This is a genomic window from Collinsella sp. AM43-1, assembly GCF_003467925.1.
Classification (GTDB): domain Bacteria; phylum Actinomycetota; class Coriobacteriia; order Coriobacteriales; family Coriobacteriaceae; genus Collinsella.
In genome coordinates this window covers 70,740-94,322 of sequence record NZ_QSFR01000001.1, presented here as the reverse complement: position 1 = coordinate 94,322, position 23,583 = coordinate 70,740, and the positions used below count along the sequence as shown (strand labels likewise).

Here is a 23,583-nt window from a genome sequence, read left to right as displayed (position 1 = left end):
ATGGCTGCTGCCGACGAGGGCTATCAACATATTGAGCATGGGTTTGAACCCATGTTTGACGAGCGCTCGCGCGTTTTGGTGCTGGGGTCGTTTCCCTCGGTGCTCTCGCGTGCCAATGCCTTTTATTACGGCAACCCTCAGAATCGCTTTTGGCGCGTGATGGCCGCGTGCCTCGGTGTGCCCGTGCCGCCCAACGAGGGAGACTTTTTGGCGAGCGGCGAGCCCGCGACGCTCGACGCCTCGATTGCTGCCAAGCGATCCATGCTGCTCAACGGCGGTGTGGCCCTGTGGGACGTGATCGAGAGCTGTGATATCAAGGGCTCAAGCGACGCGAGCATTCGCAACGTTGTGCCGGCACATATCGAGCGCATTACCGGCGCAGCCCCCATTGAGCAGGTGATATGCAACGGTGGTACAGCTGGCCGGCTCTACAAGCGCTATCTACAAGAACACACCGGGCTGCCCGCTATCGTCCTGCCCTCGACAAGTCCCGCCAATGCCGCCTGGCGCCTGGAGCGTCTTGTTGAGCGTTGGCACGAAGCCGTTGACTGGGCTGTTATTTAATTTAGATTTTTGTTTGAGCGTGGGTGCCCAGACGTTTTAGAACGCCTCGCCAGATCGGCGCGGGCACGGCTGGCTCGGCGCAAACCATGCCGTCGGCGTCGACGTTGGCGGCATTGCCACCGCCAAGTCGCTGTGCATGCTTGACGGAGCAGCCCATGCGCACAGCGCCCACAAGCTTATCCATCGCTTCCGAAAACGGTCGCCGCAAGAGTCCCATGCGCGGGGAGCGACGAAGCGCCGCAATGCCGCTGCCGGCGCAGATGGCAACGCCGCCACACCACAATTGGTCATGGCGCTCACATGCCTTGTGCAGGCGAACGGCGGCCCCACGCGCCTGCTCAGTGCCCTCTTGTGCGGCTCGAATCGCGGCATAGACGCGCGTTCCCGTACCGCCAAAGCGCTCGAGCGTCTGCTCGATAGCTGTCAACGTCTCATCGTCAGCCACATCTTCAATGGCCAGCACGATGCCATCGGCAACGCTGCCGGCGTCATTTGCCTTCAAGTCGACTGGGAGGGGGAGTGTAGTGCCGGAAAGCTGTGCATAGGCGGCGATGGCATCCTGCAGGTCCCAAAGCAAAAACTCAAGATCGGCGCTATTGGGAATGCTGATATACGCAATGGTTTGCAGCGTTTTTGGTACATCGCCGCGCGCGGTCGTCTCCATGCCATCTCCTTTCCGGCTCGTTTCCGTTTAGGTTACACCGTCTGACGGCGCCTCGCCGCGCTATCCTAGTGCAACCCTTACGAAAGGAACGCCATGCGTCTGCCCATGAATACCTCGCTTGCCACGCTCAAGCCCTCCGGTATCCGCCGGATCAACGCGCTCGCCGCCCAGCATCCGGGGTGCATCGCGCTCGCGCTCGGCGAGCCCGATTTTCCCACGCCCGATGTGATTAGCGCCGAGGTGACCGCCGCACTGGACCGCGGTGACACGCACTATCCGCCGAACAACGGTCGCCCCGCCCTGCGCGAGGCGTTATCTGCCTACATGGGGGACGCGGGCCTTGCGTTTTCGGCCGACGAGGTCATCCTGACTGATGGCGCGACCGAGGCCCTGTCGGCAACATTCATGGCTATGCTCAACCCCGGCGACGAGGTCATTATCCCCACGCCGGCCTTTGGCCTGTACGAAAGCATCGTCGTGGCCAACCACGCCAAGGCGGTCTTTTTGGATACGGAGCCTGCGCAATTCCAGATCGATGAGGAAGCGCTGCGCGCTTGCGTTACGCCGGCGACCAAGGCCATCGTCATCTGCTCGCCCAACAATCCTACGGGTTGCATCCTCAATACGGCGTCGCTCGACGCCGTGGCGCGCGTGGCAGACCAGGCGGGCATCTACGTAGTCTGCGACGACGTATACAACCGCCTCGTCTATGTGGACGGCTACGAGCGCTTCGCCCAGCGACGCCCGGAGCTGCGCGAGCAGACGGTCGTCATCGAGAGCTTCTCCAAGCCCTGGGCCATGACCGGCTGGCGCCTGGGTTGGCTCGCGGCAGCGGCACCCGTCATCGCCGAGATCGCAAAAGCTCACCAATACCTAGTATCGAGCGCCGTCTCCTTCGAGATGGACGCCGCAGCCCGAGCCCTGACTGTCGACCCAACCCCCATGCTCAAAGTCTACCGAGCCCGCCGCGAACGCGTACTCGCAGCCTTAGACGCCATGGGCCTCGACGTAGTGGAACCGGCAGGCGCCTTCTACGCCTTCCCCAGCATCAAACAATTCGGCCTGACAAGCGAAGACTTCTGCATCAAAGCCATCAAAGAGGCCAACGTAGCCCTAGTCCCGGGCGACTGCTTCGGCACCGAAGGTCATATCCGCCTAAGCTACTGCGTCTCCGACAAAGACCTAGACGAAGGCCTCCACCGCCTGTCCACCTTCGTTTCAACCCTGTAGCCATCAGGGACGCAACGCATCAGCCTACCGACATAAGGGTTATGCGTGGGGCGCGTCGCTCAACGGGCGCGAGGATTCGCAGCAAAGTTACCGCAGCTCCGGTCCGAGGGGCCGGGTTGAGATTTTCGTAGATTCCGCACGAGCCGAAGGCCACTTAATGTGGCCTTCGTGCGAGCCAGGACTTGACCGAGCGAAAATCTCAACCCGGCCCCTCGGACCGGAGCGTATGCAGGGTTTGTGTACGAATCCTCGCACCCGTTGACCGACGCCAGGGTCCCCGACATAATACTTTCGGTTCACGCACGAATCCGCTGCCAGAGACAGCCGGTGCAAACGGGCATCGCCCGCGAGCTTAATGGGATATCCCGCCAGCCGAGGTGGTCGAGTAGATATGTCTTCTCGCCCCCGTCGCTCATGCAGCGCGGGGGCTTTCTTTTTGGACATGCCCCCGTCACGTCCTTGTGGCGGACCGTGCCCGGAAAGAATTCGAGGAGGTGTAATTCATGCCCCAGCAGTACAAAATCGACAAGGTTGCAGAGATCGAGTCCCGTATCGCCGAGAACGCCGGTCTGTTCGTCGTCAACTACAACGGTCTGACGGTTAAGCAGGCTCAGGAGCTGCGTCATCAGCTTCGCGAGTGCGGCGCCGAGATGAAGGTCTACAAGAACAACCTGGTCAAGATCGCTCTCAAGAACCAGGAGCAGCCCGAGATCGACGAGATCCTCGCCGGCCCCGTCGCTTATGTGTTCTACGAGACCGAGCCGGTCGAGGCCGCTAAGGCCCTTAAGGACTTCTCTGCTAAGTCCAAGGGCGTCCTTGAGATCAAGGGCGGTATCTCCGACGGCAAGGCCGTTTCCGCTGATGATGTTAAGGCTATCGCCGAGCTGCCCACCAAGGATCAGCTTCTCGGCCAGATCGCCGGTCTCATCTCCGGTTTCGCTCGCGACATCGCTGTCTGCGTCAACGGCGTTTCCTCTGGTCTCGCTCGTTCGATCCAGCAGGTCTCCGAGCAGAAGGCAGCCTAGTTGCTGTTTTCACCCGCGGCGGCAACGCCGCACCCCTGGCGCATTCGCGCCGTGTTTTAACTGATCTCCGTGCATCCGCACGGAAACCGAAAGGACTTAGAAATGGCTAAGCTTACCACCGATGAGATCATCGATGCTCTTAAGGAAATGACCCTTCTCGAGGCTTCCGAGCTCGTCAAGGCTATCGAGGACACCTTCGGCGTTTCCGCCGCTGCTCCTGCTGCTGTTGTCGCCGCTCCCGCTGCTGGCGCTGCTGAGGCCGAGGAGAAGACCGAGTTTGACGTCGTGCTCGAGGGCTTCGGCGACAACAAGATCCAGGTCATCAAGGCCGTCCGTGAGCTCACCAACCTTGGCCTGAAGGAGGCCAAGGAGGTCGTCGAGGGCGCTCCCAAGGCTGTTCTCGAGGGTGCCAAGAAGGAGGACGCCGAGGCTGCCAAGGAGAAGCTCGAGGCTGCTGGCGCTGCTGTCACCCTCAAGTAATCAGGCTTTCTCGCCAGATTCCTTTGCAGACGGGGTTCGCATTGCGAGCCCCGTCTTTTTTGTTTATCGGTCCCTCGGCATCGGTTGCTCAAACTGCCATGTTCTGTGATTTGGGTCGTATCGGGTGCCCTGCCGTTGGGCAATAAAATTGCACCATTCGAGCAATAATTTGCGTTGACCTGCTGAAGAATTGTCTCTGCCTTGTAGCGACATATAGTTCCAGCGGTAAGATGCTTGAGTATCGCAATTTGGTCTGCGGCTGTGTGCCGCACGCATGGGGCGCTTTTGCGCCTGCGAAAGGATCTTTGAATAACATGAAGGCAATCATCCCCGCCGCCGGTCTTGGCACGCGTTTTCTGCCTGGCACCAAGTGCACGCCCAAAGAGATGCTGCCGGTGCTCGACAAGCCCGTCATTCAGTACGTCGTCGAGGAGGCGCTCGAGCCCGAGGAGGTCGACGATGCCATCATCGTTACTTCTCCCGGTAAGCCCGAGCTACTGAACTACTTCCAGCCTGATCGCTCGCTCGAGAACCTGCTGCGCGAGCGCGGCAAGAACGCCTATGCCGATGCCGTCGCCCACGCTGGCGGTATGCCGGTCGACTTCCGTTATCAGTACGAGCCCAAGGGCCTCGGCCATGCTATTCGCTCTGCTGCCGACGCCGTGGCAGGGGAGAACTTCCTGGTTCTTCTGGGCGACTACGTTGTGCCTAACCGCGATATCTGCGACAAGATGCTCGCCGTTTCCAAGGAGCACGGTGGCGCTTCGGTTATCGCCGTCGCTGCTTGCTCGCCCGAGGAAGTCAGCCGCTACGGCGTTATCGCCGGCGAGCGCGTCGGTTCGCTCGAGGGCGCCGAGGGCGTTGCCGATGCCGAGCCGGGCGCTGTCTGGCGCATCGGCGGTCTGGTCGAGAAGCCCGCTCCCGAGGCGGCTCCGTCCAACCTGTACATCGTCGGTCGCTACCTGCTGAGCCCGCTGGTCATGGACTTGCTGGCAGATCAGCAGGCCGGCAAGGGCGGCGAGATCCAGCTCACCGACGCCATGGCCCGTTCGCTCGACCGCGAGGCCATGTACGCCGTCGTCATCGACCCGCTGTCGGGCTACGACACTGGCACTCCCTCTGGTTGGATGGCCACTAACGCCCTCATGGCTGCAAACGACCCCCGCTTTGCCGATGCCTTCTGGGACGCCATCGACGAGCGCGGCGGATTGATGCGCAAGTAAGCCTTCGGGCACCGACATTTACGGGCGTGGACCTCGGTTCGCGCCCGTTTTTTATAAGAGCTGCGATTGCTGCTCTCTGTTCACAGAAAATATATGAACAGATGTTCGATATACATACATCTACCTGCGTGTTTTCTGTCGAAAAACTTTGCTACTCCAAAAACTCAATCGCGTCAAGACTTTTCTTGCCCAACAGTCGGTACCTGATAAACTATTAGGTTGCGATAACTGGCGAAGCCATGCCTCGCCAACCCACCGAGCATTTCCGTGAAGGAGGAAAAACCTGGTGACCTACGCATACACTGCCACTGAGCGCAAGCGCGTCAGCTTCGGGAAAATCCCGGAGGCCATGGAGCTCCCCAACCTTATCTCTGTTCAAAGGGAATCCTTTGAGCGTTTTAAGGACGAGGGCCTTCGTGAGGCGTTCAAGGAATCCAGCCCCATCCAGAGCCAGAACCATGTTCTCGAGGTTACCTTCGGCGAGCATCAGTTCGGCGACCCCGCGCACACCGTCGAGGAGTGCCGCGAGAAGGATATGACCTATCAGGCTCCGCTTCTGACCGACGTCCGTCTCACCAACAAGGAGACCGGCGAGATCAAGGAGCAGCTCGTCTTCATGGGCGACTTCCCCATGATGACCGATCAGGGCACCTTCATCATCAACGGTACCGAGCGTATCGTCGTCTCGCAGCTCGTCCGCTCCCCGGGCGTGTACTACAGCTCCGAGATGGATTCGGGCAAGCAGATCTACAAGGCCCAGATCATCCCGTCCCGCGGTGCCTGGCTTGAGTTTGAGGTCGACAAGCGCGACCAGCTCATGGTCTCCATCGACCGTAAGCGCAAGCAGAGCGCCACGATGTTCCTGCGCGCCCTTGGCATCGCCGTCACCAACGACGACATCATCGAGCTGCTCGGCAACTCCGATGTGATCAAGCGCACCCTGGAGCGCGACACCGCCCTCACTCGCGAGGACGCCCTCATCGAGATCTACCGTCGCCTGCGCCCGGGTGAGCCTCCCACCGTGGACGCTTCCCGCAGCCTGCTCGAGGGTCTGCTCTTTAACCCGCAGCGCTACGATCTGGCCCGCGTCGGTCGTTACAAGGTCAACAAGAAGCTCAACCTCACCACCGAGGAAGAGGTCACGGTGCTCACCGACGAGGATATCGTCGCTACGCTGCGCTACCTGCTGTCCCTCGCTGCCGGCGAGCAGGGCTTCAAGGTAGACGACATCGACCACTTTGGCAACCGCCGCATCCGTACCGTCGGCGAGCTCGTCGCCAACCAGTTCCGTATCGGCATGAGCCGTATGGAGCGCGTCGTCCGTGAGCGCATGAGCTCCCAGGACATCGACGAGATCACCCCGCAGTCGCTCATCAACATCCGCCCGATCGTGGCCTCCATCAAGGAGTTCTTCGGTTCCTCGCAGCTCTCGCAGTTCATGGACCAGGCGAACCCCCTGACCGGTCTGACCCACAAGCGCCGTCTGTCCGCGCTCGGCCCTGGTGGTCTTGCCGGCCACAAGTCCGGCTCCAGCCGCCGCACCAACGTGCCGACGGCCGTCCGCGACGTTCACAACTCGCACTACAGCCGCATGTGCCCGATCGAGACCCCCGAAGGCCCCAACATCGGCCTGATCGGCTCGCTCGCCCTCTACGCCCGCGTCAACGAGTACGGCTTCATCGAGGCTCCGTTCCGTCGCGTCGAGAACGGCGTTGCCACCGACCAGATCGACTGGATGACCGCTGACGAGGAAGAGAAGCACGTCATCGCGCCGGCCAACACGCCGCTCGATCCCAAGACCAACGAGTTCATCACGACCGATGCCGAGGGCAAGCTTGTCCGCCCGCACACCGTGATCGCCCGTACCCGCGACTTCGACGGCTCCTTCGGCGCTCCCGCCGACGTGCCCGTCGAGGACGTTGACTACATGGACGTCTCGCCGCGTCAGATGCTCTCCGTCGCAGCCACGCTGATTCCGTTCCTCGAGCACGACGACGCTAAGCGTACGCTGATGGGCGCTAACATGCAGCGTCAGGCCGTGCCGCTGGTTCACCCCGCCGCTCCCTATGTCGGTACCGGCATGGAGCGCCGCGCCGCTCTGGACTCCGGCGAGGTCACCCTGGCCAAGAACGCCGGCGAGGTCATCTTTGCCGACGCCGCCAAGATCATCGTCAAGCATGCCGGCGGCATGGACGAGTATCACCTGGCCAAGTACCAGCGTTCCAACCAGTCCACCTGCATCAACCACCGTCCGCTCGTGCGCGTCGGTGATACCGTTGAACAGGGCGAGCCCCTGGCTGACGGTCCTTCGACCGATCATGGCGAGCTCGCACTGGGCCAGAACCTCACCGTGGCCTACATGCCGTGGGAAGGCTTTAACTACGAGGACGGTATCGTCGTGTCCGAGCGCCTGGTGGCCGAGGACCTGCTGACGACCATCAACATCACCCGTCACGAGATCGACGCCCGCGACACCAAGCTCGGCCCCGAGGAGATCACCCGCGAGATCCCGAACCTCTCCGAGGACATGCTTGCCAACCTCGACGAGGACGGCATCATCCGTATCGGCGCCGAGGTCGGCCCTGGCGACATCCTGGTCGGTAAGGTCACGCCTAAGGGCGAGAGCGCTCTGACCGCCGAGGAGCGCCTGCTGCGCGCCATCTTCGGTGCCAAGGCGCACGATGTCCGCGACACCTCCCTTAAGATGCCTCACGGCGCTTACGGCCGCGTCATCGACGTCGTCCGCTTTAGCCGCGAGAACGGCGACGACCTGGCCCCCGGCGTCAACGAGCAGGTGCGCGTCTACGTCGCTCAGCGTCGTAAGATCCAGCAGGGCGATAAGATCGCCGGCCGCCACGGCAACAAGGGTGTTATCTGTAACGTTCTGCCGGTCGAGGACATGCCCTACATGGCTGACGGTACCCCGATCGACGTTATCCTCAACCCGCTGGGCGTTCCTTCGCGTATGAACGTCGGCCAGCTGCTCGAGTGCCACCTTGGCTGGGCTGCCGCCTGCGGTTGGGATACCGAGAATGCCGACTCCGACAAGTACGTCCCCGGTCCGTTCTTCACCGCGACGCCCGTCTTCGACGGCGCCAAGGAGGACGAGATCGCCGAGGTCATCCGTCGCGCCAACAAGAACATGCTCAACAAGGCCACCGCTGCCTTTGGCGATCACATGCGCCCCGAGTTCGTCACCCAGCTTGACGAGCGCGGCAAGACCCGTCTGTTCGACGGCCGCACCGGCGAGGAGTTCCGCGAGCCCATTACCGTGGGTACGTCCTACATCCTCAAGCTCGGCCACATGGTCGACGACAAGATCCACGCCCGTTCGACCGGCCCTTACAGCCTGGTTACCCAGCAGCCTCTGGGCGGCAAGGCCCAGTTCGGCGGCCAGCGCTTCGGCGAGATGGAAGTTTGGGCACTGTACGCATACGGTGCTTCCAACGTCCTGCAGGAGATCCTGACCGTCAAGTCCGACGATACCGTGGGCCGCGTCAAGACCTACGAGTCCATCGTCAAGGGCGAGAATGTTCCGGTCCCGGGAATTCCCGAGTCCTTCAAGGTTCTCGTCAAGGAGATCCGCTCCCTCGCACTGGACATCGAGCCCATGCACGATGCCGACGAGGACGCCTCCGCCCCTGTGACCGCCGAGGAGACCTCTGCTCTCGACGACCTGGCTGCGCTCGCCGGCGTTGACGCCGACGTCGAGGCCGAGGATGCCGAGACCGCCGAGGCACCCGAGGCTGTCGCCGCCACGACCACTGATAAGGAGTAGTTGACTGTGGCAGATTTCGAAGCTACTGATTTTGACTCGGTAAAGATCTCCCTTGCCTCCGCCGACCAGATCCGTTCCTGGTCGCACGGTGAGGTCAAGAAGCCGGAGACCATCAATTACCGTACCCTCAAGCCCGAGAAGGACGGCCTGTTCTGCGAGAAGATCTTCGGTCCCGCCAAGGACTGGGAGTGCTCCTGCGGCAAGTACAAGGGCATCCGCTTTAAGGGCATCGTCTGCGAGCGCTGCGGCGTCGAGGTCACCTCGGCCAAGGTGCGTCGCGACCGCATGGGCCACATCGAGCTCGCCGCTCCCGTGTCCCACATCTGGTACTTCAAGAGCCCCACGAGCTTCCCGATGAGCCGTATGCTCGACATCAAGTCCAAGGACCTCGAGAAGGTTCTGTACTTTGCCAGCTACATCATCACCGAGGTTGACTATGAGGCCCGCGAGGCCGACGCCGACGACCTGCGCGAGGAGCTCGCCGCCGATCTGGAAGAGATCGATGCCGAGTGCGCCCGCCAGATCGAGTCCCTCAAGGAGCAGGGCGACCCCGAGAACTTTGACGAGTTCTCCGACGAGGAGCCGCTGACCCCCGAGGAGATCGCCTCTGGCATCGTCGACATTGAGGAAGAGTGCAAGGACGAGAAGCAGCTCCGCACGGACGCCTTCAACGCCTTCATGAAGCTCACCGAGCGCGACCTCATCTCCGATGAGCCGCTGTTCCGCGAGATGACCCGCTACTACTCCATGTACTTCAAGGGTGGCATGGGTGCCGAGGCCGTCCGCGACCTGCTCGCTGCCATCGACCTTCCTTCCGAGGCCGAGAAGCTCAAGGCCATCATCGCCGACGAGGACTCCCAGAAGCAGAAGCGCGAGAAGGCCGTCAAGCGCCTCGAGGTCGTTGACGCCTTCCTGAAGGGCGGCAACAGCCCCGCGAACATGATTCTGGACGTCATCCCGGTCATTCCGCCCGATCTGCGCCCGATGGTCCAGCTCGACGGCGGCCGCTTCGCCGCGTCCGACCTCAATGACCTGTATCGTCGCGTGATCAACCGTAACAACCGACTCAAGCGCCTGCTCGACCTGGACGCCCCTGCGATCATCGTGAACAACGAGAAGCGCATGCTCCAGGAGTCCGTGGACGCCCTGTTCGACAACGGCCGTCGTGGTCGCCCGGTCTCTGGCCGTGGCGGTCGCCCGCTCAAGTCGCTCGCCGAGGCCCTCAAGGGCAAGCAGGGCCGTTTCCGTCAGAACCTGCTGGGTAAGCGTGTCGACTACTCCGGCCGTTCGGTTATCGTTACCGACCCCAAGCTGCTGCTGCACCAGTGCGGTCTGCCCAAGACCATGGCGCTGGAGCTCTTCAAGCCCTTCGTCATGAAGCGCCTGGTCGAGCTTGGCAAGGTCGAGAACATCAAGGGTGCCAAGCGCGCTATCGACCGCGGTGCCACCTTTGTGTGGGATATCCTCGAAGAGGTCATCGACGGCCGCGTCGTGCTGCTCAACCGCGCACCGACCCTGCACCGTCTGTCCATTCAGGCCTTTGAGCCGGTGCTGGTCGAGGGCAAGGCTATCCACCTGCACCCGCTGGTCTGCTCGCCCTTCAACGCCGACTTCGACGGCGACCAGATGTCTGTCCACGTGCCGCTGTCCAGCCAGGCTCAGGCCGAGGCTCGCGTGCTTATGCTCTCTGCGAACAACCTGCGCTCGCCGGCATCCGGCAAGCCGGTCAACATCCCCTCACAGGACATGATCATCGGTGTGTACTACCTCACCCAGGTCCGCGACGGTCTGCCGGGCGAGAACCACGTGTTCGCCAGCTTCGACGACGCGCTGCACGCCTATGACTGCCGCTCCGAGGTCGACATGCAGGCCAAGATTCAGGTCCGCGTGTCCGCTGCCGACGCCAATGTCATCAACGAGGACGGCACCCGTATCTTCCGCGTCAAGAACGGCAAGAATGAGTTCGTCGACTACGACGTCACCGGCAACAAGACCGCGCGCTTCGAGACCTCCATCGGCCGCATCATCTTCAACCGCCAGTGCCTGCCCGAAGACTACGAGTTCATGAACTACAAGATGGTCAAGGGCGATGTGGCCAAGCTGGTTGCGGACTGCTGCGATCGCTATCCCGAGGCCAAGGTCGGTCCGATCCTCGACGCCATCAAGTACTCCGGCTTCCACTACGCTACCCGCGCCGGCCTCACCATCTCGGTGTGGGACGCTCTCATCCCTGCCGAGAAGCAGGAGCTGCTCGACCGCGCCCAGACCAACGTCGACCAGATCAACGAGTACTTCGAGGAGGGCTTCATCAACGAGACGGAGCGCCACATCGAAGTCGTTAACGAGTGGACCGCTTGTACCGACAAGGTCGCAGCGCTCATGCTCGACTTGTTCGACGAGGAGAACCCGCTCTACATGATGGCCGACTCCGGCGCCCGTGGTTCTAAGACCCAGCTGCGTCAGCTCGGCGGCATGCGTGGCCTGATGGCAGACATGTCCGGCGAGACGATCGACCTTCCCATTAAGGCGAACTTCCGCGAGGGCCTGCTGCCGCTCGAGTACTTCATTTCGACCTACGGCGCCCGTAAGGGCCTGGTCGATACCGCATCCCACACCTCGGACTCTGGTTACCTGACCCGTCGTCTGGTCGACGTGGCCCAGGACGTCATCGTCCGCGAGGAGGACTGCGGTACGCACGAGGGCGTCACCTACAACCTCATCATCCCCGGCACCACCGACCTCAACACCGACCTCGTCGGCCGTTGCTTCATCGAGGACGTCGTGGCTCCCGATGGCACCGTGCTCTTTGAGCAGGACGGCTACATCGAGAAGGTCGCTGACATCCAGAAGATGGTCGATGCCGGCCTTAAGAAGGTCAAGCTTCGCGCACTGCTCACCTGCCGCTCCAAGTACGGCGTGTGCCAGAAGTGCTACGGCTGGGATCTTTCCACCCGTCGTCCGGTCGCCATCGGTACTGCCGTCGGCATTATTGCCGCCCAGTCCATCGGCGAGCCCGGTACGCAGCTTACGATGCGTACCATTCACTCCGGCGGCGTCGCTGGCGTCGACGATATTACGCAGGGTCTGCCTACGGTCAGCCGTATGTTCGATATCGTCGGCAACGTCAACGAGAAGATTCTGGGTCGCGAGGCCGAGCTGGCTCCGTACTCCGGCCACCTCTCGATTAAGCCCGAGAAGTCCGAGTACGTGTTGACGCTCACCGACTCCGAGGATCACACCCGTGTCCTCGACGAGCGTCGCGTCCCCGCTTCGGTGCGCTTTATGCCCGAGATCGAGGACGGCTGCGAGGTTCGCGCTGGCGACCAGATCACCAAGGGCTTCGTCAACTTCCGCAACCTGCGCAAGCTGACCGACATCGAGTCGACGATGCACACCTTCGTCGAGAGCGTCAAGGACGTTTACACCAGCCAGGGCGTCGACCTGAACGACAAGCACATCGAGGTGCTCGCACGTCAGATGCTGCGTCGCGTTCAGATCACCAACCCCGGCGACTCCAAGTACCTGCTTGGTCAGTACGTCGACCGCTACGAGTTCGCTGACGAGGTCGAGCGCGTTGCCCGTCTGGGCGGTCAGGCTCCCGTGGCCGAGCCCGTCATCCTGGGTACGCTCAAGGTCGCGTCCAACATCGACTCCTGGCTGTCGAGCGCTTCGTTCATCCGTACCGCCGGCGTCCTTACCGAGGCTGCCATCGAGGGCAAGGTCGACCACCTGCTCGACCTTAAGTCCAACGTCATCGTCGGTAAGAAGATCCCGGCTGGTACCGGTCTCAAACCGTATGCCAACGCCAAGCTGACGTATCGCACGGCCGACGGCTACGTGGACATCGACGGCCCGGCTTCGCCCAACGCCAAGTCGCTGCCTGAGTGGGCCCCTGTGGAGCTCAAGGACCTGGACGAGCAGCTCCCGCAGCAGCTCGACTGGGCCGGCTACGATGAGTTCGGTGGTGCTGACGGTTCGTTCACCCGCAACGGCCATACCATCTCCGCCGAGAAGGCTCGCCTGTACCTGTTCGACGACCTGGGCGTGTCGCAGCGCTGGACCAACAAGTTCAGCGAGGTCGGCATCGAGACGGTCGGCGACCTGGTCGGCAAGTCCGAGGAGGATCTGCTGCGCATCGATGGTATCGGTGCCAAGGCGATCGAGGAGCTCCGTGATGGCCTCGAGGCCCACGACCTGCTCTACATCCTCGAGAACAACGACGACGTTGCCGACGAGGAAGACCTCTCGCAGCTGCTGCAGATGGTCTTTAGCCCCGACGGTCCGGACGACATCCTGCTGGGCACCTCCGCTCCGACGCATCACGCCGACGACGAAGAGGAGCTCCTGGGCGCTCCGATCGACGACAAGAAGGCTCCCGCCAACGGTGCCATCAACGAGGACATGGCTTCCCTCGACGAGCTGCTTAACCAGCTCGTGGACACCGACGACGCCGAAGAGGCCAAGGACAACGAGGAGGAGTAATTAGTTCCGCCGTTCTAACGAACGGCGGCGACCTCCGTCGCTGCGCGGTCCCCAGAGCTACAATCTGTCATTCAAAAGGCAGGGCATGACCAAAAGGTCAATGCCCTGCCTTTTTCATGCCACCTTGTACGCTCTGGGGACCGCTCGCTTGCGTATGCTCAACCTATTGCGTTCTGTTGATCCCTTGCCAATAAGGGACGGGTTTATTTTGGTAGGTTTTTCCTGCTTGGATTTGAAACATTTCGTTCGGTCAAAGCGTATCTATGGTGAGGGCCCCATCAAGAACCATCAATGTCACCGGGAGGTGATTATGGAAGAACAAGCTTTTAGACAGGCGGTCGAAGACCACCGGGATGTCGTGTTTCGGATCGCGTTGACGTACCTGCGTGATCGCGCCGACGCCGACGATGTCGCTCAAGACGTCTTTCTGAAGTTACTCAAAAGCGATGCGCAATTTGAAAGCTGGGAACATCTTCGTCGATGGCTTATCCGGGTCACGATCAATGAATGCAAATCGCTCTTTCGAAAGCCGTGGAGGCGTGTGGAGGATATTGAGAACCTGGCCGAGTCGCTTTCGACAGCGCAGGATGAGACCAAGGCCGTCCTGTCAGATGTCATGCGGCTTCCGGAACGATTCCGTATCCCCATCGTGCTCTATTACTATCTGGGCTTCTCGACTTCAGAGATTGCCGAGTTACTGCATGTGCCAGCCGCGACCGTTCGAACGCGTTTAGCTCGCGGCAGATCGAAGCTCAAGTTCATCCTAGAGGAGGGCGACCGTGAAATCCAACCAGATCAAGCAGGCCTTCGAGTCCGTCCAAGCCGATAGCGATCTTGCTGACCGTGTTCTTTATGCCGCTGCTGGCGAGCCGCTTCGCCGAAAGGGTCACGCGAAGCCTCTGTATGTTGCCGTAATCGGATGTCTTGCCGGAGTGCTGGCGACCGGAGGGGTCGCCTACGCTGTTGTCAATTCCAGTTATTTTGCCTCTGCCTGGGGAAACCATGGCAACGGAGAGTCCGTTACCTGGACTCAAGGTGGCTCGTCGGGGACTAAATATACCTACACCAGAGAGTTTGGTGATGGTATCGCGCCCCAAAGCTTGGAGGGTTCAGTACAGAAGGTCAATCTGTCCGTCGAGGGCAACGGCTATACACTCGACATTCATGATATGGCTATCGACCAAAACGGCTGCGGTGCTGTGACGTTTACGCTGTCCAATCCAAATGGTGTTAACTACTACAAGCCGGCAGCAGAGACAGGCGAACTTGTTCTCTATGGTGAAGAAGAACAAGGCATCGGTACACCCAGCATGAACTTCGGCGAGGAATGGGCTGATACACGCTGCACCATTGATAAGGACACATCAAGCGATACTGTCATTAATGGCACGATGTACTTTGCTTCTATGGATCGCGAGCGAGGTTTTCAACATGCGGTCACCTGGAATATCTCGTGGACCGAGGGCGAAGGAGAGGATGCGAAGCCGTTCGAGGCATCGACGCCCGAGTTTAGCGTTGGAGCGTACGTCGATACTAAGGAACTCCGCTCCGATGACTCGCCTCTCGAGATCAGCCCGTTTTCCATCCAGACGCACATCGATGATCTGGGCATTGACGCAGTCACGAAGAAGTTGACGGTTACCTACAAGGATGGATCGGAGCAGATTATCGAAGATGACGACGCAGGGGCGTTCAACTTATATTTTTCTTATACGCGCAATAGCGGAGAGAACATCTGGGTGCCAACGAAGTTGATTGATGTCGACCAAGTGGTCTCGGTAACCCTCGAGGGCACGAGATACACATCAACAGGAGAGACTCAAACGGAAGAACCCTTTACCATCGTCTATTCGTAAGGCTTGAGGCCGCTTCCCACTAGGGGAAGCGGCCTTTTTTGCGTTATATGGACGGTTATTTTGAGCGATATTCGCCTGAATTTCGGAAGTATGCGGCAAAATCTCGATGGTTCGACCACACCGCAAATGCTCAAGCGCTCTACCTGCGGGTTTATTATCGAAAAACCCCGGTGTGCTCGGCAGGTCCAGAATTTGCCGCATACTTCCGAAAACGCCGCCGATTTCCCTATGACAGATGAGGGCGGACCACCGCTGGAGCGCGACGTTTCCCCAGATAAAACCGACCAAAATAAACCTGTCCCTTTTTGGCAGGTAACGTTGCCCCGACGAGCACGTCGGATCCCCGGCCCGGGCAGCGCAGGGTTAAGTTTGTCGCGAGTTCCGCACGCAAAGGAAAGCACTTAATGTGCTTTCCGTCTTGCGCAGGACTGTAGAGCAGCAAACTTAAAACCTGGGCCGCCCGGTCCGGGGATCCTCCCAAGCGCACAGGAGGGGATTCCTTTTGTGTAGGCTTTGCGGAAATATGCCAATTTTAGGATACGCCCGGCGGCGTGGTGTGTTGACGGCACAGCTAACGCCACGTATCCTATCGAACTGCGTGTTTCGTAGGGGGATGCTGACCCCTCGATTCAAGCCGTTGCACTTTACAGAAAGCTGGAATCATTCGAGAAGGAGTACGCTTTGCCTACTATTAACCAGCTGGTTCGCCAGGGCCGTCGTTCCGTGCCCAAGAAGTCCAAGAACGCTGCTCTGCAGCACAACTCCCAGAAGCGCGGCGTGTGCACCCGCGTCTTCACCACGAGCCCCAAGAAGCCGAACTCGGCTCTTCGTAAGGTTGCCCGTGTTCGCCTTGTCAACGGCATCGAAGTTACTGCTTACATCCCGGGTGAGGGCCACAACCTGCAGGAGCACTCCATCGTGCTCGTCCGCGGCGGTCGTGTCCGTGACCTCCCTGGTGTCCGTTATCACGTCATCCGTGGCGCCTACGACGCTGCTCCGGTCCAGAACCGTATGCAGGCCCGTTCCAAGTACGGTGCTAAGCGCCCCAAGGCCAAATAAGCCAGATAACGTTTTGATACTTTCGCCGTGTGCCGCCTAAGCGCCGCACGGTAGACACTTAAGGAGATTTCACATGCCGCGTCGTGCAGCAGCTAATCGTCGTGAGGTTCAGCCTGACGCCGTTTACAACAACCGCCTGGTGACTCAGCTCATCAACAAGGTCCTTCTTGACGGCAAGAAGGCCACCGCTGAGCGCATCGTTTACACCGCTTTCGAGATCGTTGCCGAGAAGTCCGAGGGTGGCGACGCTCTCGCTACCTTCAAGAAGGCTATGGACAACGTCAAGCCCACGCTCGAGGTTAAGCCCAAGCGTGTCGGTGGCGCTACCTATCAGGTCCCGATGGAGGTCAACTCCCGTCGTTCCACCGCTCTGGGTATCCGCTGGATCGTCAACTTCTCCCGCGCTCGCAAGGAGAAGACCATGGCCGAGCGTCTCGCCAACGAGATCCTCGACGCCTCCAACGGCCTGGGCGCTTCCGTCAAGAAGCGTGAGGACGTCTTCAAGATGGCCGAGGCCAACCGCGCGTTCTCTCACTATCGTTGGTAAGTTAAGGTAAGGAACTAACATGGCTAAGCCTAAGTACAAGCTTTCCGATACCCGTAACATCGGCATCATGGCTCACATCGATGCCGGTAAGACCACCACGACCGAGCGTATTCTTTACTACACCGGTAAGACCCACAAGATCGGTGAGGTCCATGAGGGTGCTGCCACCATGGACTGGATGGTTCAGGAGCAGGAGCGCGGCGTAACCATTACCTCCGCTGCTACCACGTGCTTCTGGAACAAGGACGGTAAGGACTACCGCATCCAGATCATCGACACCCCGGGCCACGTTGACTTCACCGCCGAGGTCGAGCGCTGCCTGCGCGTCCTCGATGGCGCTGTCGCCGTCTTCGACGCCGTTGCCGGCGTTCAGCCCCAGTCTGAGACCGTTTGGCGTCAGGCTTCTACCTTCAACGTCCCCCGCATCGCCTTCATCAACAAGTATGACCGCGTGGGCGCTGACTTCTTCAACGCTATCGAGACCATGAAGGATCGTCTCGACGCCAACGCCGTGGCCGCTCAGGTCCCGATGGGCGCCGAGGACAACTTCTGGGGCGTCATCGACCTGGTCACCATGACTGCTTGGGACTTCAAGGCCGACGACAAGGGCATGACCTACCCCGAGCCGATGGACGAGATCCCGGCTGAGTTCGCCGACATCGCTGCCACCAAGCGCGAGGAGCTCCTTGACGCTGCTGCCAGCTTTGACGACGAGCTCATGGAGAAGATCCTCATGGAGGAGGACTTCACCGTCGAGGAGCTTAAGGCTGCTCTGCGCAAGGGCGTTCTGGCCAACGAGCTCAACCTCGTCTTCGTGGGCTCCGCCTACAAGAACAAGGGCGTCCAGGAGCTGCTCGACGCTGTCGTCGACTACCTGCCCAGCCCGCTCGACGTCGAGGCCGTTACCGGTACCGATCCGGACACCGGCGAGGAGATTCAGCGTCATCCTTCCTTCGACGAGCCCTTCTCCGGCCTGGTCTTCAAGATCATGACCGACCCGTTCGTCGGTAAGCTCACCTATGTCCGCGTTTACTCCGGCCGCGCCGAGTCCGGCTCTTACGTGGTCAACGCTTCCAACGGTCAGCGCGAGCGCCTCGGCCGCATCCTCGAGATGAACGCCGCCGAGCGTATCGACCGTGACGACGCTGCCGCCGGCGACATCGTCGCTTGCGTCGGCTTCAAGAACTCCACCACCGGTGACACCCTGTGCGCCGAGGGCAAGGAGATCGTCCTCGAGAAGATCGAGTTCGCTAAGCCCGTTATTGACGTTGCCATCGAGCCCAAGACCAAGGCCGAGCAGGACAAGATGTCCCTGGCTCTGACCAAGCTCGCCGAGGAGGACCCGACCTTCCAGGTGTCCACCAACCACGAGACCGGCCAGACCATCATCGCCGGCATGGGCGAGCTGCACCTCGAGATCATCGTCGACCGTCTGCTCCGCGAGTTCAAGGTTGACGCTAACGTCGGTAAGCCCCAGGTTGCCTACCGCGAGACCGCCGGTCACGACGTCGAGAAGGCTGAGGGCAAGTTCGTCCGTCAGTCCGGCGGTCGCGGTCAGTACGGCCACGCCGTCATCAAGCTCGAGAAGATGGAGGAGGGCTTCGGCTACGAGTTCGTCAACGCTATCGTCGGCGGCGTCGTGCCCAAGGAGTACATCCCGTCCATCGACAAGGGCATCCAGGAGGCCCTGAACACCGGTGTTATCGCCGGCTTCCCGGTCCTCGACGTCAAGGTCACCCTGTTCGACGGTTCTTACCACGAGGTCGACTCCTCCGAGGCCGCCTTCAAGATCGCCGGTTCCATGGCTATCAAGGACGCCCTCAAGAAGTCCGATCCGCAGCTGCTCGAGCCGATCATGGCTGTCGAGGTCGAGACCCCCGAGCAGTACATGGGCGACGTCATGGGCAACCTCTCCGGTCGCCGCGGCAAGATCGAGGGCATGGAGGATCGCAAGAACAGCAAGCTCATCCGTGCCAAGGTGCCGCTGGGCGAGATGTTCGGTTACGCTACCGACCTTCGCTCCCAGACCCAGGGCCGTGCATCCTACACGATGCAGTTCGACTCTTATGAGCCCGCGCCCAAGTCCATCGTGGACGAGGTCATGAGCAAGAACGCCTAAGTTCGAGCTCCCTGTTACGTAATCCGCGAGAACATCTCTCGCACTCTTTGGAGGTTTAAGTTGGCTACCCAGAAGATCCGCATTCGCCTCAAGGGCTATGATCACGAGGTCGTCGATCAGTCCGCGAAGCTCATCGTCGAGACCGCTCAGAAGACCGGCGCTCGCGTTTCCGGTCCTGTCCCCCTGCCCACCGAGCGCAACCTGTACACGGTTATCCGCTCGCCGCACGTGAACAAGGACTCCCGTGAGCAGTTCGAGATGCGCACCCACAAGCGCCTCATCGACATCCTCGACCCCACCTCGGGCACCGTTGATTCGCTCATGCGTCTCGACCTCCCCGCTGGCGTTGACATCGACATCAAGCTCTAAGCGATATCGCTCATAGCTTAAAGAGCCCCGCTGCCATTATGGTAGCGGGGCTCTTTTGTTTTGAATGGTGGCCTTGGGGGGCCGGATAATGCGGCCGAATGGGTGGCTATGGCGTCTTATTTACCCATGGGGCGCAGCGACGCCTCTTCAAAATGGAAGGATCGCAAGTCGTCTTCGGTCTCGATGCACGCGCGACCAAAGTCATCGACGGTTTTAAAGATGCCTCGCGCCAGCTCGTCCCCAGCGGGGGAACGGGCGATAACGTGATCCCCAATCCAATTGAGATGACCGATGTATTCGCCGTGGACGGGCGCGAGCGGTCCGGCGTTTTCTTCCATGGCGTTGAGGCTCTCTGCCCACGCGTCCACAGCGTTTAAGACGGTGTGATAGACCTCCTTGAGTAGCACATCGACGGCGGGAACATTCTCGTTGAGGTCCGAGAGACCGATTGCCGGCAGGCCGCCATCGGGAACCTCCGAAGGCACATAGTTCACATTGACGCCAATGCCGCAGACGGCGAAAGGTTTGCCTTCGTTATCGCGTGCGGCCTCGACCAGAATGCCGCCGAGCTTGCATCCTCGCGCGACCAGATCGTTGGGCCATTTGAGGCCAATCTCGTTTGCAAGACCCTGATTTTCGAGCGCCTCGAGCACCGCTAGGCCGCTGACGGCTGCAAGACCAGAGTACTTTGCAGGATTAACGCATGGACGCAGGACAATCGAAAGCAATAGGTTGCCGGCGGTTGAATCCCACTTGTGGCCGCGCCGGCCACGTCCTGCTGTCTGAGCCCGGGCGGCAAGTCCTGTGCCGTGCGGAGCTCCTTGTTTTCCTGCTTCGAGCAGGTCATCGTTGGTCGATCCGGTTACGTCGACTATCGTTAATTGGGCATCCATAGCGGCTGCTACCTCCTTAATGAATAAGTGAATAACGCAATGGTGTCGAGAGACAGACACAATGTGAAGCCTTTGTCGCATTTGGACAATTTAATGTTAACACGTCAACAACGACTGAAATGCGCTATCCTCTCTTGGTCGATGTAAACACGTCAACAACTCAAAGGAGGTTAGTGATGGGTTTCACGATACTGGGAACGGGCTCGGCACTTCCCGAGCGCAGCGTTTCCAACGACGAGCTGTCCGAGTTCCTGGACACCTCGGATGAGTGGATTTTTACCCGCACGGGGATCAAGATCCGCCATGTGTGCACCACCGAGTCACTCGACGACCTTGCCGTGGCGGCGAGCGAGCAAGCGCTCCAGACGTCCGGAATCGATGCGAGCCAGCTGGATCTTATCGTCTGCTCGACGACGACGGGCGATCATCTCGTTCCTGCCGAAGCGTGCGCCGTTGCTGAGCGCCTGGGCGCCACATGTCCTGCCTTCGACGTTTCGGCGGCTTGTGCCGGCTTCGTATTTGCGCTCGATGTCGCCGAGGGCTATATCGCCCGCGGTCGCGCCGAGCACGTGCTGGTCGTTGCAGCCGAGCAGATGACGCGCGCCCTCGATTGGACCGACCGTGCCACGTGCGTGCTCTTTGGCGATGGAGCGGGTGCTGCGGTCATAGAGGCTGGGGGAGAGAATCCCCTTGCTGTTGAGCTTTCGACGTCGCCTGACGTCGAAACACTGCGCGTCCCCGGATTGGCGGGCTCCTCGCCGTATAAGACGGCGCAGGACCGCGAAAGCGTGCTTTCCATGAACGGCCGTCGTGTCTTCAAGTTTGGCGTCAATGCCATTTGCGACACGGTCAACAAGCTCGCCTGCGACGCGAGCATCGCGGTCGAGGACATCGACCACTTTGTATTCCATCAGGCTAACGAACGAATCTTGAGCCAGGCAGTCAAGCGCTTAGGTGCGCCGGACGACCGTGTGGTCCGAACGTTGCGTGAAACCGGCAACATCTCGAGCGCATGCATTCCGCTTGCTCTCGATCGACTGGCAAATACCGGCGCGCTGCACGCGGGCGACACCATCGCCCTAGTCGGATTTGGCGCCGGCTTGGATGTAGGTGGCTATCTACTTCGTTGGAAGTAGTCGCACATAGGAAATAAAAACGCCCCTAGGGTACAAACAAAGGAGAACTACCATGGCAGATCAGAAGACCTTCGAGCGCGTTTGCGACGTTATCCGCGAGACCGCCGGCCTTGACGATGTCGAGATGAAGCCCGAGTCCACGCTCGAGGAGATTGGCCTCGACAGCCTGGGTACCGTCGAGATCCTCGTTGCCGTCGAGGACGAGTTTGGCATTGAGCTCGATACCGAGGAGAACCCCAAGACGGTCGGCGAGTTCGTCGATACGGTCGAGGCGGCATTGGAGAAGTAGTGATGCTCAAGTCTCCTCTCTGCGATCTGCTCGGCATCGAAAAGCCCGTGTTCCAGGGTGGCATGGCCTGGATTGCCGATGCCTCGCTAGCATCTGCCGTGTCCGAGGCGGGCGGCTTAGGCATTATCGCGGCCATGAATGCCGACGCAAACTGGCTGCGCGATCAGATTCACGAGCTGCGCGCCAAGACGGATAAGCCCTTTGGCGTCAACGTTATGCTCATGAGCCCGTTTGTCGACGAGGTCGCACAAGTGGTGATTGATGAGCGGGTGCCCGTTGTGGTGACCGGCGCCGGCAATCCCACCAAGTACATGAAGGCGTGGAACGAGGCGGGCATCAAGGTCATCCCGGTCGTTGCCTCGGTGGCTCTGGCTCGTCTCGTGGCGCGTCGCGGAGCCACTGCCGTGGTTGCCGAGGGCACCGAATCAGGCGGCCATGTTGGCGAGACCTCGACGATGGCACTTGTCCCGCAGGTTGTCGATGCGGTCGATATTCCCGTGGTTGCGGCTGGCGGCATCGCCGATGGCCGCGGTGTGGCGGCCGCCTTTATGCTCGGTGCTGCCGGCGTCCAGGTGGGAACACGCTTTCTGGTCGCAAACGAGTGCACCGTATCGGAGCAGTACAAAGAGCTGGTGCTCAAGGCGGGCGATACGTCGACGCGCGCGACCGGCCGCTCGACGGGACATCCGGTGCGTGCCCTCAAGAGCCCCTTCACCAACGCGTATGCCAAGAACGAGGCGGCGGGCGCAAGCCCCGAGGAGCTTGGGGCCATGGGCACGGGCGCGCTTCGTAAAGCCGCAAAGGACGGTAATTACGAAGAGGGTTCGTATTTGTGCGGACAGATTGCCGGCATGGTCAACAAGCGCCAGAGCGCACACGAAATCGTCGACGATCTGGTCGATGGCGCCGAGCATGTCCTGAAGGGTGCGTTCGCATGGGTAGCGTAGCGTTTCTGTTTGCCGGTCAGGGTGCCCAGCATCCCGCGATGGGTGTCGACCTCATCGAAGCATCGCCGGCGGCTGCTGAGGTGTTCGCCATTGCCGATGAGGTGCGCCCGGGGACCAGCGAGCAGTGCCGGAGCGCCTCCAAGGAGGAGCTCTCGCAGACCGAGAACACGCAGCCTTGCGTGTTCGTGCACGACTTGGCTGTCGCCGTCGCCCTGCGCGAGCGCGGCGTGGTGCCTGCCGCCTGTGCGGGATTCTCGCTGGGCGAGGTCGCCGCGCTCACCTTTGCGGGGGCGTTCGATACGCGAGCGGGCTTTGAGCTCGTGTGTGAGCGTGCGGCATTGATGGCCACGGCGGCTGAGCGTCACCCCGGCGGCATGCGTGCCGTCATTAAGCTCGATGCGGCGCAAGCCGAGGGCCTGGCAAAACAGGCCGGCGAGGACTGCTGGCCGGTCAACTACAACAGCCCCCAGCAGACGGTTGTGGCCGGAGCGCCCGATGCGTTGCAGACCCTCGACGCCCTGGTAAAAGAGGCTGGTGGCCGGGCCATGAAGGTCGCGGTGTCGGGTGCATTCCATAGCCCCTATATGGCCGAGGCGACTGAAGGGCTGGCGACGTATATCCAAGCCGGCCACGCGCCGTCCCCGCTGCTCATTCCTGTTATGGCAAATATGACGGCGGCGCCCTATCCGGCCGACCTGCAAGCGGCATCGGACGTGCTGGCCAACCAGGTGAGTCATGCCGTGCGCTGGGTCGACACGCTGCATGCTCTGCAGGATCAAGGCATCGACACGTTTATTGAGGTCGGCCCCGGCAAAACGCTGTCGGGCCTGGTCAAGCGTACGCTGAGCGACGTTCGCGTGTATTCGTGCGAAACGGCCGAGCAGGTCGCAGCTATTGCCGACGAGCTCGCATAGTTCACAGG

The 23,583-nt window shown here is 60.8% G+C and carries 19 protein-coding genes; 17 read left to right on the top strand and 2 right to left on the bottom strand.

Annotated features, from left to right (window positions below):
• On the top strand, positions 1-564 hold the full coding sequence (locus DW925_RS00465) for a DNA-deoxyinosine glycosylase (RefSeq protein WP_117790129.1): 564 nt from the start codon (positions 1-3) through the stop codon (positions 562-564).
• A 1-nt stretch (position 565) separates the two neighbouring features.
• Here DW925_RS00465 and DW925_RS00460 read toward each other — a convergent pair whose 3' ends face one another.
• Positions 566-1,228, bottom strand: coding sequence for a hypothetical protein (locus tag DW925_RS00460; protein ID WP_117790128.1), 663 nt, complete (start codon positions 1,226-1,228; stop codon positions 566-568).
• Positions 1,229-1,321: 93 nt separating this feature from the next.
• Between DW925_RS00460 and DW925_RS00455 the strand changes: the two genes are divergently transcribed.
• The 12 genes from DW925_RS00455 (at position 1,322) to rpsJ (ending at position 19,396) form a co-directional block, all read left to right on the top strand.
• Positions 1,322-2,458 carry a pyridoxal phosphate-dependent aminotransferase gene (locus DW925_RS00455; protein WP_117790127.1) on the top strand — a complete coding sequence of 379 codons (1,137 nt, stop codon included), beginning with the start codon at positions 1,322-1,324 and terminating at the stop codon, positions 2,456-2,458.
• A gap of 503 nt (positions 2,459-2,961) precedes the next feature.
• The gene (gene rplJ / locus DW925_RS00450; RefSeq protein ID WP_055250258.1) at positions 2,962-3,483 is read left to right on the top strand and encodes a 50S ribosomal protein L10; all 522 of its coding nucleotides are present in this window, start codon (positions 2,962-2,964) and stop codon (positions 3,481-3,483) included.
• A 102-nt stretch (positions 3,484-3,585) separates the two neighbouring features.
• Entirely contained in the window at positions 3,586-3,963 is a 378-nt protein-coding gene (gene rplL / locus DW925_RS00445; protein WP_006235005.1) for a 50S ribosomal protein L7/L12, read from the top strand.
• Positions 3,964-4,277: 314 nt separating this feature from the next.
• Positions 4,278-5,186 carry a UTP--glucose-1-phosphate uridylyltransferase gene (locus DW925_RS00440; RefSeq protein WP_117786148.1) on the top strand — a complete coding sequence of 303 codons (909 nt, stop codon included), beginning with the start codon at positions 4,278-4,280 and terminating at the stop codon, positions 5,184-5,186.
• Between the two features lie 349 nt (positions 5,187-5,535).
• Positions 5,536-8,964, top strand: coding sequence for a DNA-directed RNA polymerase subunit beta (locus DW925_RS00435; protein ID WP_233540203.1), 3,429 nt, complete (start codon positions 5,536-5,538; stop codon positions 8,962-8,964).
• Positions 8,965-8,970: 6 nt separating this feature from the next.
• Entirely contained in the window at positions 8,971-13,446 is a 4,476-nt protein-coding gene (locus DW925_RS00430) for a DNA-directed RNA polymerase subunit beta' (RefSeq protein WP_199577009.1), read from the top strand.
• A gap of 310 nt (positions 13,447-13,756) precedes the next feature.
• On the top strand, positions 13,757-14,275 hold the full coding sequence (locus tag DW925_RS00425) for an RNA polymerase sigma factor (RefSeq protein WP_233540199.1): 519 nt from the start codon (positions 13,757-13,759) through the stop codon (positions 14,273-14,275).
• Positions 14,226-15,302, top strand: a complete 1,077-nt coding sequence (locus DW925_RS00420; protein WP_117790124.1) for a DUF4179 domain-containing protein — start codon at positions 14,226-14,228, stop codon at positions 15,300-15,302. Before DW925_RS00425 ends, DW925_RS00420 begins: the two co-directional genes overlap by 50 nt.
• A 681-nt stretch (positions 15,303-15,983) precedes the next feature.
• Positions 15,984-16,361, top strand: a complete 378-nt coding sequence (gene rpsL / locus DW925_RS00415; protein WP_006235012.1) for a 30S ribosomal protein S12 — start codon at positions 15,984-15,986, stop codon at positions 16,359-16,361.
• 73 nt (positions 16,362-16,434) lie between these two features.
• Positions 16,435-16,908, top strand: coding sequence for a 30S ribosomal protein S7 (gene rpsG / locus DW925_RS00410; RefSeq protein ID WP_006235013.1), 474 nt, complete (start codon positions 16,435-16,437; stop codon positions 16,906-16,908).
• 19 nt (positions 16,909-16,927) lie between these two features.
• Positions 16,928-19,027 carry an elongation factor G gene (gene fusA / locus DW925_RS00405; protein WP_117790123.1) on the top strand — a complete coding sequence of 700 codons (2,100 nt, stop codon included), beginning with the start codon at positions 16,928-16,930 and terminating at the stop codon, positions 19,025-19,027.
• Between the two features lie 60 nt (positions 19,028-19,087).
• Positions 19,088-19,396 (top strand): 30S ribosomal protein S10, encoded by a 309-nt coding sequence (gene rpsJ, locus DW925_RS00400; RefSeq protein WP_022094184.1) that lies wholly within the window; start codon positions 19,088-19,090, stop codon positions 19,394-19,396.
• 116 nt (positions 19,397-19,512) lie between these two features.
• Here rpsJ and DW925_RS00395 read toward each other — a convergent pair whose 3' ends face one another.
• Positions 19,513-20,289, bottom strand: a complete 777-nt coding sequence (locus DW925_RS00395) for a biotin--[acetyl-CoA-carboxylase] ligase (RefSeq protein ID WP_158565714.1) — start codon at positions 20,287-20,289, stop codon at positions 19,513-19,515.
• A gap of 176 nt (positions 20,290-20,465) precedes the next feature.
• Between DW925_RS00395 and DW925_RS00390 the strand changes: the two genes are divergently transcribed.
• From DW925_RS00390 to DW925_RS00375, 4 genes are read left to right on the top strand one after another with little or no spacing between them, the layout of a single operon-like run.
• Positions 20,466-21,425 (top strand): 3-oxoacyl-ACP synthase III family protein, encoded by a 960-nt coding sequence (locus tag DW925_RS00390; protein WP_117790121.1) that lies wholly within the window; start codon positions 20,466-20,468, stop codon positions 21,423-21,425.
• Between the two features lie 52 nt (positions 21,426-21,477).
• On the top strand, positions 21,478-21,714 hold the full coding sequence (locus DW925_RS00385) for an acyl carrier protein (protein ID WP_055285196.1): 237 nt from the start codon (positions 21,478-21,480) through the stop codon (positions 21,712-21,714).
• 2 nt (positions 21,715-21,716) lie between these two features.
• Complete coding sequence (gene fabK, locus DW925_RS00380; protein ID WP_117790120.1) at positions 21,717-22,661, top strand: enoyl-[acyl-carrier-protein] reductase FabK; 945 nt, start codon at positions 21,717-21,719, stop codon at positions 22,659-22,661.
• Positions 22,649-23,575, top strand: coding sequence for an ACP S-malonyltransferase (locus DW925_RS00375; RefSeq protein WP_117790119.1), 927 nt, complete (start codon positions 22,649-22,651; stop codon positions 23,573-23,575). The genes fabK and DW925_RS00375 overlap by 13 nt, the downstream gene beginning before the upstream one ends.
• The last annotated feature ends 8 nt before the right edge of the window (positions 23,576-23,583 follow it).

Bases quoted from the DNA above. Each gene is read 5' to 3' on its own strand.
- DW925_RS00465 (WP_117790129.1), top strand. From the start codon at position 1: ATGGCTGCTGCCGACGAGGGCTATCAACATATTGAGCATGGGTTTGAA.
- DW925_RS00460 (WP_117790128.1), bottom strand. From the start codon at position 1,228: ATGGAGACGACCGCGCGCGGCGATGTACCAAAAACGCTGCAAACCATT.
- DW925_RS00455 (WP_117790127.1), top strand. From the start codon at position 1,322: ATGCGTCTGCCCATGAATACCTCGCTTGCCACGCTCAAGCCCTCCGGT.
- rplJ (WP_055250258.1), top strand. From the start codon at position 2,962: ATGCCCCAGCAGTACAAAATCGACAAGGTTGCAGAGATCGAGTCCCGT.
- rplL (WP_006235005.1), top strand. From the start codon at position 3,586: ATGGCTAAGCTTACCACCGATGAGATCATCGATGCTCTTAAGGAAATG.
- DW925_RS00440 (WP_117786148.1), top strand. From the start codon at position 4,278: ATGAAGGCAATCATCCCCGCCGCCGGTCTTGGCACGCGTTTTCTGCCT.
- DW925_RS00435 (WP_233540203.1), top strand. From the start codon at position 5,536: ATGGAGCTCCCCAACCTTATCTCTGTTCAAAGGGAATCCTTTGAGCGT.
- DW925_RS00425 (WP_233540199.1), top strand. From the start codon at position 13,757: ATGGAAGAACAAGCTTTTAGACAGGCGGTCGAAGACCACCGGGATGTC.
- rpsG (WP_006235013.1), top strand. From the start codon at position 16,435: ATGCCGCGTCGTGCAGCAGCTAATCGTCGTGAGGTTCAGCCTGACGCC.
- fusA (WP_117790123.1), top strand. From the start codon at position 16,928: ATGGCTAAGCCTAAGTACAAGCTTTCCGATACCCGTAACATCGGCATC.
- DW925_RS00395 (WP_158565714.1), bottom strand. From the start codon at position 20,289: ATGGATGCCCAATTAACGATAGTCGACGTAACCGGATCGACCAACGAT.
- DW925_RS00390 (WP_117790121.1), top strand. From the start codon at position 20,466: ATGGGTTTCACGATACTGGGAACGGGCTCGGCACTTCCCGAGCGCAGC.
- DW925_RS00385 (WP_055285196.1), top strand. From the start codon at position 21,478: ATGGCAGATCAGAAGACCTTCGAGCGCGTTTGCGACGTTATCCGCGAG.
- fabK (WP_117790120.1), top strand. From the start codon at position 21,717: ATGCTCAAGTCTCCTCTCTGCGATCTGCTCGGCATCGAAAAGCCCGTG.
- DW925_RS00375 (WP_117790119.1), top strand. From the start codon at position 22,649: ATGGGTAGCGTAGCGTTTCTGTTTGCCGGTCAGGGTGCCCAGCATCCC.